The following is a 15986-nucleotide window of genomic DNA, read 5'->3' on the forward strand; positions in this document are numbered from 1 at the left end:
GGTGCTTACTCACTTGGGCAACTGCTCAACCGCAGCTGGATACATTCTTTTCCTGACGTTTGGCTTCGCCCCACAGGGCGTCCAACGTTTCTAGGGTGCAATCTTCTATGGGTTGATGCGTATCGCGCAATGCCTGTTCGATAAATCGGAAGCGTCGCTCGAACTTGGCATTGGCGCCACGCAGCGCGGTTTCCGGGTCGACCTTGAGATGACGGGCCAGGTTGACCGCCGCAAACAACAGGTCGCCGACTTCATCGGCAATGGCTGCCGAGTCGTTATCGGCCATGGCTTCGAGCACTTCATCTAGCTCTTCGCGCACGTTATCCACCACCGGCAACGCGCTCGGCCAGTCGAAACCCACCTGGCTGGCGCGCTTTTGCAATTTGGCGGCGCGGGAAAGAGACGGCAAGGCGGTGGGCACATCATCGAGCAGGGACAGTTGCTCGGGTGCATCGCACTTTTGCGCGCGTTCCTCGGCCTTGATCTGCTCCCAGCGCTGCTTGACCTGCTCTTCGCTCAACTGCGGGATGTCCAGCGGCGCGTACAGATCGCCGGTAGGAAACACATGGGGATGACGCCGGATCAGCTTGTGAGTGATGCTGTCGATCACCCCGGCAAACTCAAAGCGCCCCTCTTCCCGCGCCAACTGGCTGTAATACACCACCTGGAACAACAGGTCGCCCAACTCGCCTTGCAGGTGATCAAAGTCGCCGCGCTCGATGGCATCGGCCACCTCGTAGGCTTCTTCGAGGGTATGCGGCACGATGCTGGCGTAGGTTTGCTTGATGTCCCACGGGCAACCGAATTGCGGGTCGCGCAGGCGGCTCATCAGGTGTAACAGGTCTTCAAGGGAATACATTGTTCAATCTCTGCCCCTATTGCCGAGTGCACGGAAGATCAAATGTGTGAGCACGGTTGCTGGCGAATACGGCGCATCAGCCAACAGTCATGGCACTGACACAGCGCTTTCGCGAGCAAGCCCGCTCCCACCGTTCAGTCCGCGTTTATTCTGATATTCATGGGGTGCGATTACGCCGCGTCTCGATGATGTTCGGCAACTGGGAAATACGCCCCAGCAACCGCCCCAGCGCGTCCAGCCCCGGAATCTCGATGGTCAGGGACATCAACGCGGTGTTGTCCTCTTTATTCGAGCGGGTGTTGACCGCGAGTACGTTGATCCGCTCGTTGAGCAGCACCTGCGACACATCGCGCAGCAGACCGGAGCGGTCGTAGGCACGGATGATGATGTCCACCGGGTAGGTGAGCACCGGCACCGGCCCCCAACTGACCTGAATGATCCGCTCCGGCTCGCGCCCGCCCAGTTGCAACACCGAGGCACAGTCCTGGCGGTGAATGCTCACCCCGCGTCCCTGGGTGATATAGCCGACGATGGCGTCGCCGGGCAACGGCTGGCAGCAACCGGCCATTTGTGTCATCAGGTTGCCCACGCCCTGGATCTGGATATCGCCACGCTTGCCGGGCTTGTAGCCGGTGGCCTTGCGCGGGATCAATTCCAGCTGTTCGTTACCGCGCTCCGGCTCCACCAGTTGCTGGGCCAGGTTGACCAACTGGGCCAGGCGCAGGTCGCCGGCGCCGAGGGCCGCGAACATGTCTTCGGCGATCTTCATGTTGGCCTTTTCGGCCAGTTTGTCGAAGTCCACCTGGGGCAGGCCCAGGCGCGCCAGTTCGCGCTCGAGCAACGTCTTGCCGGCGGCGACGTTCTGGTCGCGGGCCTGCAATTTGAACCAGTGGACGATCTTCGCCCGCGCCCGCGAGGTGGTGATATAACCCAGGTTCGGGTTCAGCCAGTCGCGGCTCGGCGTGCCGTGCTTGCTGGTGATGATCTCGACCTGCTCACCGGTTTGCAGGCTGTAATTGAGCGGGACAATGCGCCCGTTGATCTTGGCGCCCCGGCAGTTATGGCCGATTTCGGTGTGCACACGGTAAGCGAAGTCCAGTGGCGTGGAGCCCTTGGGCAAGTCGATGGCGTGGCCGTCGGGGGTGAAAATGTAGACCCGGTCCGGCTCGATATCCACGCGCAACTGTTCGGCCAGACCGCCGATGTCGCCAAGCTCTTCGTGCCACTCCAGCACTTGGCGCAACCAGGAGATTTTCTCTTCGTACTGGTTGGAACCGGCCTTGACGTCGGTGCCCTTGTAACGCCAATGCGCGCAAACCCCCAGTTCCGCCTCTTCATGCATGGCGTGGGTGCGAATCTGCACTTCCAGCACCTTGCCTTCAGGGCCGATCACCGCAGTGTGCAGCGAGCGGTAACCGTTTTCCTTGGGGTTGGCGATGTAGTCGTCGAACTCTTTGGGAATGTGCCGCCACAGGGTGTGCACGATACCCAGCGCGGTGTAGCAATCGCGCATTTCCGGCACCAGCACACGCACTGCGCGTACGTCGTAGATCTGGCTGAACGCCAGGCCCTTGCGCTGCATTTTGCGCCAGATCGAATAGATATGCTTGGCGCGACCGCTGATGTCGGCATCCACGCCCGTGGCCTGCAGCTCGGCGCGCAACTGGCCCATCACGTCGCTGATAAAGCGCTCGCGGTCGAGCCGCCGCTCATGCAGCAACGTGGCGATCTGTTTGTATTGATCGGGCTCGAGGTAACGGAAGGACAAGTCCTCCAGCTCCCATTTGATATGACCGATACCCAGGCGGTGCGCCAGCGGCGCGTAGATGTCGAAGACTTCGCGGGCGACGCGGTTGCGCTTCTCGTCGTCGGCGGTTTTCACTGCACGGATCGCGCAGGTACGTTCGGCCAGTTTGATCAGCGCGACGCGCACGTCGTCGACCATGGCCACCAGCATCTTGCGCAGGTTTTCCACCTGGCCCTGGGTACCCAGCACCATGGATTGGCGCGGGCTGAGGCTGGCGCTGATGGCCGCCATGCGCAGCACGCCGTCGATCAGCTTGGCCACCACGGCGCCGAAACGCTGGCTGACGGTCAGCAACGGGATGTGCCCTTCACGCACGCCGCGATAGAGCACGGCGGCGATCAGCGAATCCTGGTCCAGCTTGAGATCGGCAAGGATCTCGGCAATTTCCAACCCGGTACGAAAGCTTGAAGTGCCCTCCGCCCACAGGTTCTTGGCCGCATTATCTTGCTGCTCAGACTCACGAGCGAACTCGCAGGCTGCTTTCAAGGCTTCACGGTCAAGTGCCGGGTCGACACTGACGGCATGATCCAGCCATGCCTCGAGATTGATACTGCCGTCAGTGTTGATCGGCTGGTGTGCTCTCACCTGTACCATCTTGCTTACCTTCCCTATGACGCACCTTGGATGCGCCAAAAATCATCGCCGACCTTGCTGCAGTTTCCCTGGCAGTTCACGGCCCTGGAGAATGCAGGCCAGTCGGATTAACGGGCATCCTAGCCCGCTTCAAATAACGCCATCGCCTCGACATGCGCTGTCTGCGGAAACATGTCGAGGATCCCGGCACGCTTTAGCCGGTAGCCTTGCTTGACCAACTCAATCGTGTCCCGCGCCAGCGTGGCTGGATTGCAGGATACGTACACCAGGCGCCTGGCACCCAGACCGGCAAGTTCACGCACAACCTCTTGGGCACCATCGCGAGGTGGGTCCAAGAGTACCGCAGAAAAGCCCTGTTTGGCCCATTGCGCGTCAGTCAGAGGCAGGGACAAATCAGCCTGAAAAAACTTTGCATTATGCAAATGATTGTTTACGGCGTTTTGTGCAGCACGCTCCACCATGGCCTGCACGCCTTCCACGGCCACCACTTCGCGTACCTGCCGGGCCAGTGGCAGGGCGAAATTGCCCAGCCCGCAAAACAGATCCAGTACCCGTTCATCGGGTTGCGGCGCCAACCATTCCATGGCCTGGGCGACCATCGCCTCGTTGACCCCGGCGTTGACCTGTACAAAATCTCCCGGCCGATAAGCCAGTTCCAGGTCCCATGCCTCCAGTCGAAAACCGAGCGCTTTATCTGGCTCGACCGGTTCCGGCTGACCTTCGCCATGCAGCCATAATTGCGCGTCATGGAACGTACAAAACTCCTTCAACACCTGCATGTCCGCGTCTGACAACGGTGCCATATGCCGAAGCAACACGGCGACGGACGTACCGCTGAACAGCTCCACGTGCCCCAACGCCTGCGGTTTGCTCAAGCGGCGCAGCATGTTCGGCAGACGCTGCATGATCGGTTGCAAGGCCTGTACCAATACCGGGCAATCATCGATGGCGACGATGTCCTGGCTGGCCACGGCGCGAAAACCCACCTCGAGTGTTTTCGCCTTGGCGTCCCACCGCACCGCCACGCGGGCGCGACGGCGGTAGCCGAATTCCGGGCCGCTCAACGGTGCGGCCCACTCTTGCGGCTCGACACCGGCCACGCGGGACAATTGCTCGGCGAGCATGCGCTGCTTCAGGGCGAGCTGTTCGTCATGGGGCAGGTGTTGCACGCTGCAGCCGCCGCAGCGGCCAACATGGGCGCAGGGTGCCGGGCGGCGCAGTTCGCTGGCCTTGAACACACGCTCGGTGCGCGCCTCGACCACCTTGCCGTGGGCGCCGAGCACCCGCGCTTCCACCTCTTCGCCGGCCAGCGCACCATTGACGAACCAGGTACGGCCTTCGAAGTACACGATGCCGCGACCGTCGTTGGCCAGGCGTTCGATGGTCAGGCGTTGCTTCTTGCCTACCGGAATCTGCGGGGCGCGGCTGCCGCCCGTCGGTTGGAAGCGCAGGCCTCTCTCGTGCTTGGCCATCAGTTGGGTTCGTCGAAAATGCCGGTCGACAGGTAGCGGTCGCCTCGGTCACAGATGATCGCGACGATCACCGCGTTTTCAACCTCCCTGGACAAACGCAACATACCGGCCACGGCCCCACCGGACGACACGCCGCAGAAGATGCCCTCTTCACGGGCCAGGCGGCGGGTGGTGTCTTCGGCTTCACGCTGGGCCATGTCGATAATGCGGTCCACTCGCGTGGCGTTGTAAATCTTCGGCAAGTACTCTTCAGGCCAGCGCCGGATACCGGGGATGGCCGCGCCCTCCATCGGTTGCAGGCCGACGATCTGAATCGCCGGGTTCTGCTCCTTGAGAAAGCGCGAATTGCCCATGATGGTGCCGGTGGTGCCCATGGAGCTGACGAAATGGGTAACGGTGCCCTGGGTCTGGCGCCAGATTTCCGGGCCGGTACTGGTGTAGTGCGCTTCGGGGTTGTCACCGTTGGCAAACTGGTCCAGCACAACGCCACGGCCTTCGGCGGCCATGCGCTCGGCGAGGTCGCGGGCGCCTTCCATGCCCTGCTCCTGGGTGACCAGGACAAGTTCGGCGCCGTAAGCGGTCATCGCGGCCTTGCGCTCGGCGCTGCCGTTGTCGGGCATGATCAGCACCATCTTGTAACCCTTGATCGCGGCGGCCATGGCCAGGGCGATCCCGGTATTACCCGAGGTGGCTTCGATCAGCGTGTCGCCCGGCTTGATCTGCCCGCGCAGTTCGGCGCGGGTGATCATCGACAGCGCCGGGCGGTCCTTGACGGAGCCGGCGGGGTTGTTGCCTTCAAGCTTGAGCAACAGGGTATTGCTGGTTTCACCCGCCATGCGTTGCAAGCGGACCAGGGGCGTGTTGCCGACGCAATCGGCGATTGTTGGGTACTGCAAGGTCATGGCGTATTCGCAATCCAGACTGCGGGGGCGGACATCATACCGGGAAAGATCCGTGGGCCATATCACGCAAAGTGCGGTGCTTATGGCTTATAGGAATAAGCGAAAAGTCAGGCGTTTACGAAGTCGGTCCATTCCGTAAGGGTCAAATCGCGAATCAGCTCGGCCTTGGCCTGTTGCATCGGCACATTAAGGATGTCGATGTAATTTTTGTACGCCCATTCGGTCATGCCTCCATTGCCGACTTTCTCCGTGGCCAACTCCAGCGCGCGTCGGAATGGCTTGAGCGTAGCGTCAAAACGCTGCGGGTGCTTGCGCTCCAGAAATTCCACCCAGTATTCCTCACTCTCAAGCCGCAGAGGCCAGTTGAGGTGGGATTCTTCACGCAAAATTCGCTGACGTAACTCATTTACGGACTGAGGGCTTGGCGTTGCCGTCGCGCTGTCAAACCTCCCAGGCAGTGCGAGAGGCAAGTCCAGGCTGGGGGCCAGGGCGATTCGATAGATCAGGATACGCGCGCAGGCCTCTCGGGCCAATTGGTGAGGAAAATCGCGAAACAGATGATGCTCGATGGAGGCCAGGCGTCGCAAAGCCCGGTAGTAATTCACAAAGTCCGCGCCTGCGGCTTCAACATTTCCAGCGAGCATCTGCACCGGCAGCATGCGCAGTTCGATCTCATTGAGGCACAACAGCCAACCATCCATGCCTCCGCTCATGTAGCGCCAAGACGTTTGAAAAAGGATCTGCTGCAAACGGCCATTGTGATTGGCGCCTTCAATCACCTGCCAGACGCGCTGCGTAACGTTCTGGCGCAGGGCTTGGTGCTCAGGCGCAATCAAAGGCGGGAACGAGGACAGGTTCCACAACAAGTTGAAAAATTGATCGGCCATCTGCTTGCCGGCCAACACTGTCCATTCATCTCTCCATCGAGGCACTTCATTCAGAGGGACCGGCACCAGCCAGCGTTCAACGGATGGGAGCGGGAATACACCTTCGTGCCACAAACCGAAATCGACGTTCTGATAACCCTGCCGTTTCCGGTAACGGCTGAGCAGCTGCAAGGTAGCCTGGGAAAGTTCATTGCCATGGAGGTTCATAGCGCGATGCACGTTTTCGTTGATATAAAGATCATCCTCTGTAAGCACCTTGAAACGGTTGTCGCGCAAGTCGAAGTCCCGCAGTTTTCGCAGAGTCGTCGCGCCCTGTGGCAATAGGTTTATTTGTGTATTTCTGAGCTTGAGCACCTGCAGTGCCTTCAGCCCATACAGGATCAGGCGCCTACCCTTGCTCAGTGGGTTGTAGGACAGGTCCAGGACAGTCAGGCGCGTCAGGTCTTGCAGGCGCATCGTATCGAGCAGATTAGGCCGAATAAGGTTGTTGGACAGATTCAGCTGCTTCAAATACAGAAGCTCTGACAACCGTTCAGGCAGATGCTCCAGGCGGTTACCGTCGAGAAAAAGCCTGCGCAGCGCCGGGAACTGCCTGAGAAAATTCGACGGCAACCCCTGCAACTGATTGTTCCTCAGGCTCAAGTGCGTGACATGGCCAAAGTACGCGTTCATCAAAGGCAACGCATCCAGCGCCAGATCGTCCAGATACAGTTCGTGGTTCACACCGCGAGGGGAATTTTCCTTACGCCAGCAACGTCGAATTAGCTCAGCGGCTTCGCTGCGTGCAGCCTGCCGGGCCGCACTCCCCGCTTGAGCAGACCAAAGGCTGAGGACTCCGTTCAGGGCGTCCCGCTCCCTGAACAGTGTGTCAATCGCCTCGCCGCGCTCCTTCACCGAATCACTCAGGTTTGCCAACAGTTCAAACGCCTCCAGATCGGTTTTTGCAGGAAACAACTCACGCAAACGCGCCACCTGCGCCCGGTCCGTCGGCCCCAATTTTTCACCGCCGCTCAGCGGATAAGCAATTCGCCCGTCAGATACGCGCCGAGGCGGGTTGAACCAGGCGGGATGTTCTATGCCAAGCAGGGCGTCCACCGAATCGCCCGCATGTTCCTGGCGGTAGCCAATCTCCTCCATCAATTCTTCGACGCCACCCTTATGGGTATAGCCAATCGCCTGGCGATCGAGGGGCGGCAACGCACCTAGCAACACAGACAAGAAAGCCCCGGGGGTTCCCACCGCCCGCCGGCTTGCGTCCGATTGAGGAATGTACGCCTGATAATGACCGGCCACCGGTTCCAGAATGCGCTTGAGCCCTCCATCGGCGGGGCCGATGCTGTCGATCAACAATCCCCGCTCCCATACTTCAACGCGCATGTGGCGCGGCCACCCCGCGATATCCGGCAATGTATGCAGGATCAATTTCGCGCTGTCTTGATTTGCCGCAGCGGGCAGATACACGCCCTCTATAGCCCTGACCCTGCGCAGTTGCTTGACCCACCAGCGGATGGAACCGGTAAGGGCCAAGGGCACGCGGCCGGCCTCCAGGCTCTGCACCTCATCAGCCGACGCTTGATCCACCAGGCTCTCGGCGACAGCCGCCGTCAAGCTGGGGAAATCACGCTGCAGCACCTGCGCCAACGGGTCGAGCGACGCTTCGCTCTTGTGACAAAGTGCCTTGAAAAACAGTCGCTCCATTTGTGGCTTGTCTATATCCACTTTGGACTCCAGCACCGTGACTTGATCGGCGCGAGACGCTCCCGCGACGCCAACCAATACGTCAGCGGGCTCGGGCCCGATCTCACCCAGCAGCTCGTCGTAAAAGTCCCGCCCAACCTCCATGCCCGATTTGACACGTTGATGAATGGTGAAGCGCTCGACTGTTTCTCTCAGGATGGCGGGGGGACGCTCGTTGCGCATATGCACCCGGCGCAGGATGGCCGGCGTCACACCGCTGATCCGCTGGATCTGCGCGATGGCATCCGGTGGCAACGCGCGCGCAATAGGGCCCAAACGATAAAACGGCTTCTGCCCATCCCAGGTCAGCGGATTTTCCCATTCGTGGCGCCAGGCGCCGGCGCCGTTGTGGATCAGTACGGGTTCATAGGCCTGCTCCAGCGAGGGGTGTTGAATACGCCAGGCTTCACGCCCGTGTTCCAGGGCGACCTGGAAATACTCTCCCTCGATAAACACGTAGCGATCCTCGCCCAGCGCGTACAGGCCCAGCGCATCAGGCTCAGCGGCAATCCCCGCCGTATCGACCGCGCTGACGTACTGCCCGACCTCACGCAATGAAGGATAAAACCGGCCATCCGGAGCACGATTGCTTAGCAAGGCCCGTGCGGCGGCGTGTCGGAATTCGGTGATGGCCCGCTGCGCGTTCCATCCCAGCCTGCTCAGGGCGCTTTCAGGGATTTGACTCACAACAGCTTGATAGAAACCATCGGCACCGCTGAAGCTCTCTGCGAGGATGGAGGCTTGGTGGTTGTACAGTGAAAACCGTCCAGTCCCATGATCGATCACAACGACGGTCTTGTCGCGCGCGCCTCGCGAAACATAAGGCACCGCTTGCGCCTGAGGGCTGACAACCAGCGCCTGGCCGGTCAGATCGCGCAGTACGCCGGGAGCATGCTCTGCGGCCCAATTCTGGGTGTTTTGATCGAACCGTCGAGGATGAAACACACCGTCGACAATCGCTTCCCGGCGCGCCACCTGACGGGCGTTGCGCAGCGCGGTGTACAGCGCTTCGGGCTGTAGCTGCGAGTACAGGAGCTGCGTCTGCTGGTGCGCCGACAGCGGGTGCAGACGCAGCACCTCCAACAAGCGTGCCTGGCTCAATTGGGGGTGCAGAGTCTGTAACTGCTCGATCACGGCGGGCACGTGAGGATCGTTGACGACGCTATCGGGCAACAAAGAACGCACCGATTCAGGCGCGCCTATGGCCCCGGCGCGGGTCACATTGGCATACGTCGTGAGCGCGTCGAACAGGTCAATTCGCAAAGCCTTGGCTTTATCAGCCAGTTGCTGGGCCAGTTCATTTAATTTGCTGGATGAAAAAAAACCGGGCAGCAAATCGGCAATGGCCCGGGGCAACTGAGCAGTGATGCGACGGGGCGTCGCATAGGCGAACACATCGCCTTCCAGCATCGTGACCCTTACTTCCGTCCTGGTCTGGCGCGCCGAACTTTTGCTGTAGCGCCGCACCTCAAGGCCCTGCGAGTTTTCAATACTCAGGGATGTGTCTGACGGCCAATCCTTCAGTTGGGTGAACAACGGCGCGAGGATACCTACCGCACCGACCGCCTCGACAGCGTTGGAGTCGGCACCTTCGGTGGCCCAGTTGATCAATCTGTCGACGTTGAATCGATGCACCGCCTCGACCAACGAGGCCGACGGCTGTGCGCCTTCCCAGACCTGGTCCAAGGCATCGCGAGCGCTGTTGCTGGTCTTGAGCGCGCTTTCCAGCTTCGGTAGCGGTGCATCGACGGCGCCGATCATTTTTTCCAGCAACTGCGCGTCGGTCTGGCTTTGACGCTCGGGGACCGTCAGGGGTTTGCTCTGCTGAACAAGCCGCTGATACAACGCTTCATGACGTCGTTTGACTGCAGGGGCCAAACGCGCATGCAAGAATCTGCTACTGAGCAGATCAGCTACATCCAGGGCCACTTGCACCAGGTCCGCACGCTCCCCTTTCTGTAGGCCCTCGAACAATGTTTGCCCCAGAGAAGCGAACATCCCGAACGCCCTCAACCGCCCCAGACCTTTGAGTGGGCCCGGTACCGGGATCAATAGCAGGCTGATGATTTCATTGAACAGGGTCTGGAAGATCTCCAGCAAAGTGGGCATCAGCCCAGGTGTTTCATGGGCGAGCGTCTTGAGGTTGGCTTTGGAACGTTCGGTGTAAAAGCGACAGAGGCTGATGACCGGCGCGTTTTCCACGCTCTCGCGCCTGTAGCCGATGTGTTTGACCTCATTAAGCTCGGGTGCGCGCCCGAACAGCCGATACAAGAACCCGGCAACCACATTGAGCCCCTCCGGCGGGCGCTCTTTAACCAGCGTGGCCATAAGGCGCGCGTAGTCTGACAACGCCATGGCCTGGTACAACCACCCCAGCTCTTTTCGCGAATAGAACGCGTTAAAGGCGACATGAAAATCTTTGGCCGCTTGCGAAAAACTGTCGTAGTGCCTGAGAGCACCACCCGGTCGATTGGGGAAATAACTGAATGCACCTTTGCAGGCTTTAACGGAAAAAATGACATGTGCAACGCTAAGGTAATCGCCTTTCGGCAGGTTCTGATATATCCCCAAAAGTCCATAGCCGGCTCCCCCACCCTCGTTGCCTCGGCCATGTGGAATGAACATCTTTACTTCTTCGGTGTAATCCCAAGCCCCTTCGCCTGACATGGCGCGCGTCACGGCGCGGTATCTTTCCTGATTGACACCGCTTTTATTGGCGGTTCTGAACGCTTCAATCAGTGCAAATTGCAACTCTGCGGTTGCCAACGTCAGCACCTGCCCCCCTAGTTGCGAGGGAGCGCTGAGCGCTTCATTCAAGGACGCGCGCACCTTGGCGCCGATATTGAGTTTGCGCACCAACGCGATAAAGTCCGCCGCGCTGATCCCGACACTCGGGTCCAGGTAACTGGCCTCCTCAAGGCTGACATTCCCGGGAAAGCCCCACCCGGTCAGGCCGCCATAGTTCATACAGGCAGCGTCCCACAGCGTGACGCTGGACACCGCCACGTTGTCCACGCCGGAATCAATGGCGCGGCGAACGCGCAGGAGTGGGTCGGGCTGCGTCCTTATGTCCGCCGGCTTCAGGTAGCGGGTATGAATACGGGCGGACTTGGGGTCGATCGCTTTGCCGGCGAGTTTTTCCAGCCCTGCACTCAGCGCCCCCAACGACGTGGTTTCAAGGTCGGCGCCGAGTTGGCGAATGGCAGCTTCGAAAGTGGTTTGTGCGTTGAGGTAGGTTTTTTGCAGGCGCACATAGTCAAGCTGCTCTTGCGCATCGAGGCCACTGAAAAAACCCTCGAGTTTTTTGCGCAAAGGTACCAGGACGCGCGTCACGGACCACTCCGTGCCGGACATCAATGGCGCTCGAGCGCTTTGTTCCTGGATAAATACGGACAACGCATCCGCGGGTGGGGGAATCCGGTCAGGCTCTGTCATTTTTTCCCTTGAGAAAGGTGATAAATGACGAGCCTATCCAGCGGGGCTTACGCCAGGCGGTAGTTATGTAGCATCGGCATGATTACGTTGGTAGACCACCTCTCCCATCGCCGCAATCTGACCCTCGATCAAGGCCTCGAACGGTTTGAGCAGTGATTCGAACGAAGTCGGGGCTTCCAGCACCTCCAACGCCCGCGTGATGGCTTCCACCGTGGACAAGGCGCCAGGCCCGGGCGCCTTGCGCAGGCGGTAGCGCGATACGCTCTCGCCAGCCAGGGTAACCCGTGGCAAGGCGGCCAATAACGGGTTGAGGTGCAACATTTTACGCGCCTTGCGCCAGGTGCCGTCGGGCACCACCAACAACATCGGCTGGTCATCTGGCGCATAGGCTTGCAGGCGTTGGGCGTCGTCGGCCGGGAACAGCAGACGCGCCTTATAACCGGGCTGATTCAACATCGTTGCCAAATCGTCGAACACCTCGCCCACCACCAACTGCGCATTGTTCAACCCCAACGCCGCCAGTCGCGCGGTATTGAGCGCATGGTTGACCTCGCTCGGATGCTGCAACAGCAACACGCGGGTGCGACTGTCGAGACGGGGGATCAGCGAGCACAAGCAGTGGCTGATTGGCCTGAGGCAACGGGAACACTGGGGTCTGGACATGGTTTTTCAGGCCTGGTTGAGCTGGGCTTTAAGTAAATCGCGAAAGGTCTGGATCAGCGGTTCGCGGCTGCGCCCCCGGCGCATGATCATCGAAAACGGCGCCTGGTAGCCAAAGGTGGCCGGCAGCAGCACGCGCAGGTCGCCCTTGTCGGCCCAGGCCTGGGCATAGTGCTCGGGCAGGTAGCCGATGTAGGCGCCGGACAGCACCAGGATCAGCTGCGCCTCCATGCTTTCCACGGTCGCGGCGCTGTGCTTGAAACCGTGGCGCGCCAGTTCGGCCTGGCTCCAATAACCACGCCCGACCATACGCTGCTGGGTGATGACCTGCTCGGGGATGCGCCGCTCGCTGAATAACGGGTGCCGGGTGCTGCAATACAACCAGTGCTGTTCGCGGTACAGCGGCATATACATCAGCCCGCTCATGCGGTTGGAGAACGCGCCGATGGCCAGGTCCAGGCGATTGTCCTGCACCCCCAGTTGCAGTTCATAAGGGCTCATCACCGACAGGTGCAAATGCACCGCCGGATGTTCGAGGCTGTAGGCGCCGATCACCTCAGCGAACGGCAGGGCCTTGTCGCTGACGGTAGAGTCGAGCACGCCGAGCTTCAGTGTGCCGCGCAACTCGCCCTTCAACGCGGCGGCGTATTGTTCGAAGCCTTCCAGTTCGCCCAATAAACGCAAGGTTTCCTGATGAAACAGCTCGCCCTTGCTGGTCAGGTTGAAGCCGCCCCGCCCGCGGTGGCACAGCACCAGGCCCAACGTCGATTCCAACTGGCTCATATAGGTGCTGATGGCCGACGTCGACAGGTTGAGTTCGTGCTGGGCGTTGGCGAACCCCTGGTGCCGCACGACGCTGACGAAGATGCGCAGGAGTTTCAGGTCGGGCAAGGCGTTGGCCATGGGTTCTCCGGATTCAACTGATGCGGCGCAGTCTACCCCCAGGCTTTAGTTTAGAAAAATCTGAACTAAGTATTTGCCCGTAGCGATTCTTTCGTTCCGATGTATTTCGCAGAATCGGCCCCCTGATAACCACAACAACGATGAGGCACTCCCGTGGACAAGATTTTCCACCAACCACTGGGCGGCAACGAAATGCCGCGCTTCGCCGGCATCGCCACCATGATGCGTCTTCCTCACCTGCAAACGGCCAAGGGCCTGGATGCAGCCTTTATTGGCGTACCTTTGGACATCGGCACCTCATTGCGCGCCGGCACCCGTTTCGGGCCGCGTGAAATCCGCGCCGAATCGGTGATGATCCGCCCGTACAACATGGCCACCGGTGCTGCGCCATTCGATTCGCTGTCGGTTGCCGACATTGGCGACGTGGCGATCAACACCTTCAACCTGCTGGACGCCGTGCGCATCATCGAAGAAGCCTACGATGAAATCCTCGAGCACGACGTAATCCCCATGACCCTGGGCGGCGACCACACCATCACGCTGCCGATCCTGCGGGCGATCCACAAGAAACACGGCAAGGTGGGGCTGGTGCACATCGATGCCCACGCCGACGTCAACGATCATATGTTCGGCGAAAAAATCGCCCACGGCACCACTTTCCGCCGCGCCGTGGAAGAAGGTTTGCTTGATTGCGACCGCGTGGTGCAGATCGGTCTGCGCGCCCAGGGTTACACCGCCGAAGACTTCAACTGGAGCCGCAAGCAGGGCTTCCGTGTGGTCCAGGCCGAAGAATGCTGGCACCACTCTCTGGCGCCACTGATGGCCGAAGTGCGCGAAAAAGTCGGTGGCGGCCCGGTTTACCTGAGCTTTGATATCGATGGCATCGACCCGGCCTGGGCACCGGGTACCGGCACCCCGGAAATCGGCGGGCTGACCACCATCCAGGCGATCGAGATCATCCGTGGCTGCCAGGGCCTGGGCCTGGTCGGTTGTGATCTGGTGGAAGTGTCACCGCCCTACGACACCACCGGCAACACCTCGCTGCTGGGCGCGAACCTGCTGTATGAAATGCTTTGTGTACTGCCCGGCGTTGCGCATCGCTGATGAGCAAGCAATCGGTTTGACCAGAACAAGACACTGACAACAGGGGGTCGCACAGATCCCCGATCAAGATGTACCTGACCTTGGCTCGCGTGCTTACCGAGCCGGCTGCCGCCTGATCGTCCATAAAAAATATAATCGGAGAATCATCGTCATGGCATTGGATTTATTCGTCGTACTCATCTACGCCGCCGGCATGCTCGTGCTCGGCTACTACGGCATGCGCCGCGCCAAAACCCATGAAGACTACCTGGTGGCCGGCCGCAATCTGGGACCATCGCTGTACATGGGCACCATGGCCGCCACCGTATTGGGCGGCGCTTCCACCGTCGGCACCGTGCGCCTGGGTTATGTGCACGGTATTTCAGGTTTCTGGCTGTGCGCCGCGCTGGGTGCGGGGATCATTGCGCTGAACCTGTTCCTGGCCAAGCCGCTGTTGAAACTGAAAATCTTCACCGTCACCCAGGTCCTGGAAAAGCGCTATAACCCCATGGCCCGCCAGGCCAGCGCAGTGATCATGCTGGCCTATGCGCTGATGATCGGTGTGACCTCGATCCTGGCCATCGGCACCGTACTGCAAGTGCTGTTCGGACTGCCGTTCTGGCTCTCGGTGCTGCTGGGCGGTGGCGTGGTGGTGCTGTATTCGACCATCGGCGGTATGTGGTCGCTGACCCTGACCGATATCGTGCAGTTCGTGATCAAGACCGTGGGGCTGATGTTTATCCTGCTGCCGATCTGCCTGTACCGCGTCGGTGGCTGGGACGAACTGGTGGCCAAGCTGCCGGCGTCGAGTTTCAGTTTTACCGCCATCGGTTGGGACACGATCATTACCTACTTCATGATCTACTTCTTCGGCATCCTGATCGGCCAGGACATCTGGCAGCGCGTGTTTACCGCCCGTGACGAAAAAGTCGCCAAGTACGCAGGCACCTTCGCCGGTTTCTATTGCATCCTTTACGGCCTGGCGTGCGCCTTGATCGGTATGGCGGCGCATGTACTGATCCCGGACCTGGATAACGTCAACAACGCGTTCGCAGCCATCGTCAAAGCCTCGCTGCCGGACGGCATTCGTGGCCTGGTGATTGCCGCTGCCCTGGCGGCGATGATGTCAACGGCCAGCGCCGGCCTGCTCGCCGCCTCCACCGTGCTCACCGAAGACTTGCTGCCACGCTTGCGCGGCGGCAGGCAGTCGAGCCTGAACGTCAACCGTTTTTTCACCCTGCTCACCGGCATGGCGGTTCTGGTTATCGCATTGGTGGTAAACGATGTGATCGGCGCCTTGACCCTGGCCTATAACCTGCTGGTAGGCGGCATGCTGGTCCCGCTGATCGGAGCGATCTTCTGGAAGCGCGCGACTACCTCCGGGGCAATTACGTCGATGACCCTGGGCTTCGTGACTGCCCTGGTATTCATGTTCAAGGACGGACTGGACGCAAACACCCCGATTTATTACAGCCTCGCGGTCGCGTTGGTGAGTTTCGTGACGGTGAGTCTGTTGTCGCGTAAACCGGTGACGGTGGCGGCAGGCGCGGCCTGAACATACAAGGCTTCAGCGCGGCCCTTCAGCGGGTGCGACGTCGGTGTCTGACACAAACAAATGTGGGAGCGGGCTTGCTCGCGAATGCAGTG

General features: G+C 60.3%; 9 protein-coding genes. 2 read left to right on the plus strand and 7 right to left on the minus strand.

Annotated features, from left to right (window positions below; genetic code table 11):
- Nucleotides 1–25 precede the first annotated feature (25 nt).
- From mazG to Q1V60_RS08635, 7 genes are all read right to left on the minus strand, one after another.
- On the minus strand, nt 26–859 hold the full coding sequence (mazG, locus tag Q1V60_RS08605; RefSeq protein WP_300629266.1) for a nucleoside triphosphate pyrophosphohydrolase: 834 nt from the start codon (nt 857–859) through the stop codon (nt 26–28).
- A gap of 157 nt (nt 860–1016) precedes the next feature.
- Nucleotides 1017–3260 carry a GTP diphosphokinase gene (gene relA / locus Q1V60_RS08610; protein WP_300629268.1) on the minus strand — a complete coding sequence of 748 codons (2244 nt, stop codon included), beginning with the start codon at nt 3258–3260 and terminating at the stop codon, nt 1017–1019.
- 119 nt (nt 3261–3379) lie between these two features.
- On the minus strand, nt 3380–4732 hold the full coding sequence (gene rlmD / locus Q1V60_RS08615) for a 23S rRNA (uracil(1939)-C(5))-methyltransferase RlmD (protein ID WP_300629271.1): 1353 nt from the start codon (nt 4730–4732) through the stop codon (nt 3380–3382).
- The gene (gene cysM / locus Q1V60_RS08620; RefSeq protein ID WP_300629274.1) at nt 4732–5634 is read right to left on the minus strand and encodes a cysteine synthase CysM; all 903 of its coding nucleotides are present in this window, start codon (nt 5632–5634) and stop codon (nt 4732–4734) included. The genes rlmD and cysM overlap by 1 nt, the downstream gene beginning before the upstream one ends.
- Nucleotides 5635–5741: 107 nt before the next feature.
- Nucleotides 5742–11591: an NEL-type E3 ubiquitin ligase domain-containing protein gene (locus Q1V60_RS08625; protein WP_300629277.1), complete on the minus strand. Its 5850-nt coding sequence runs from the start codon at nt 11589–11591 to the stop codon at nt 5742–5744.
- A 165-nt stretch (nt 11592–11756) separates the two neighbouring features.
- Nucleotides 11757–12356, minus strand: coding sequence for a DTW domain-containing protein (locus Q1V60_RS08630; protein WP_300629279.1), 600 nt, complete (start codon nt 12354–12356; stop codon nt 11757–11759).
- A 6-nt stretch (nt 12357–12362) separates the two neighbouring features.
- Complete coding sequence (locus Q1V60_RS08635; protein ID WP_300629282.1) at nt 12363–13256, minus strand: LysR family transcriptional regulator; 894 nt, start codon at nt 13254–13256, stop codon at nt 12363–12365.
- A 153-nt stretch (nt 13257–13409) separates the two neighbouring features.
- Here Q1V60_RS08635 and speB point away from each other — a divergent pair, with 153 nt between their 5' ends.
- Complete coding sequence (speB, locus tag Q1V60_RS08640; protein WP_300629284.1) at nt 13410–14360, plus strand: agmatinase; 951 nt, start codon at nt 13410–13412, stop codon at nt 14358–14360.
- 151 nt (nt 14361–14511) lie between these two features.
- Entirely contained in the window at nt 14512–15894 is a 1383-nt protein-coding gene (locus tag Q1V60_RS08645) for a sodium:solute symporter (RefSeq protein ID WP_300629287.1), read from the plus strand.
- Nucleotides 15895–15986 lie beyond the last annotated feature (92 nt).

Source organism: Pseudomonas sp. (genome assembly GCF_030147005.1).
Taxonomy (GTDB): domain Bacteria; phylum Pseudomonadota; class Gammaproteobacteria; order Pseudomonadales; family Pseudomonadaceae; genus Aquipseudomonas.

Coding starts and splice junctions, on each gene's coding strand:
- cysM (WP_300629274.1), bottom strand. CDS start 5,634: ATGACCTTGCAGTACCCAACAATCGCCGATTGCGTCGGCAACACGCCC.
- mazG (WP_300629266.1), bottom strand. CDS start 859: ATGTATTCCCTTGAAGACCTGTTACACCTGATGAGCCGCCTGCGCGAC.
- Q1V60_RS08645 (WP_300629287.1), top strand. CDS start 14,512: ATGGCATTGGATTTATTCGTCGTACTCATCTACGCCGCCGGCATGCTC.
- Q1V60_RS08630 (WP_300629279.1), bottom strand. CDS start 12,356: ATGTCCAGACCCCAGTGTTCCCGTTGCCTCAGGCCAATCAGCCACTGC.
- rlmD (WP_300629271.1), bottom strand. CDS start 4,732: ATGGCCAAGCACGAGAGAGGCCTGCGCTTCCAACCGACGGGCGGCAGC.
- relA (WP_300629268.1), bottom strand. CDS start 3,260: ATGGTACAGGTGAGAGCACACCAGCCGATCAACACTGACGGCAGTATC.
- Q1V60_RS08635 (WP_300629282.1), bottom strand. CDS start 13,256: ATGGCCAACGCCTTGCCCGACCTGAAACTCCTGCGCATCTTCGTCAGC.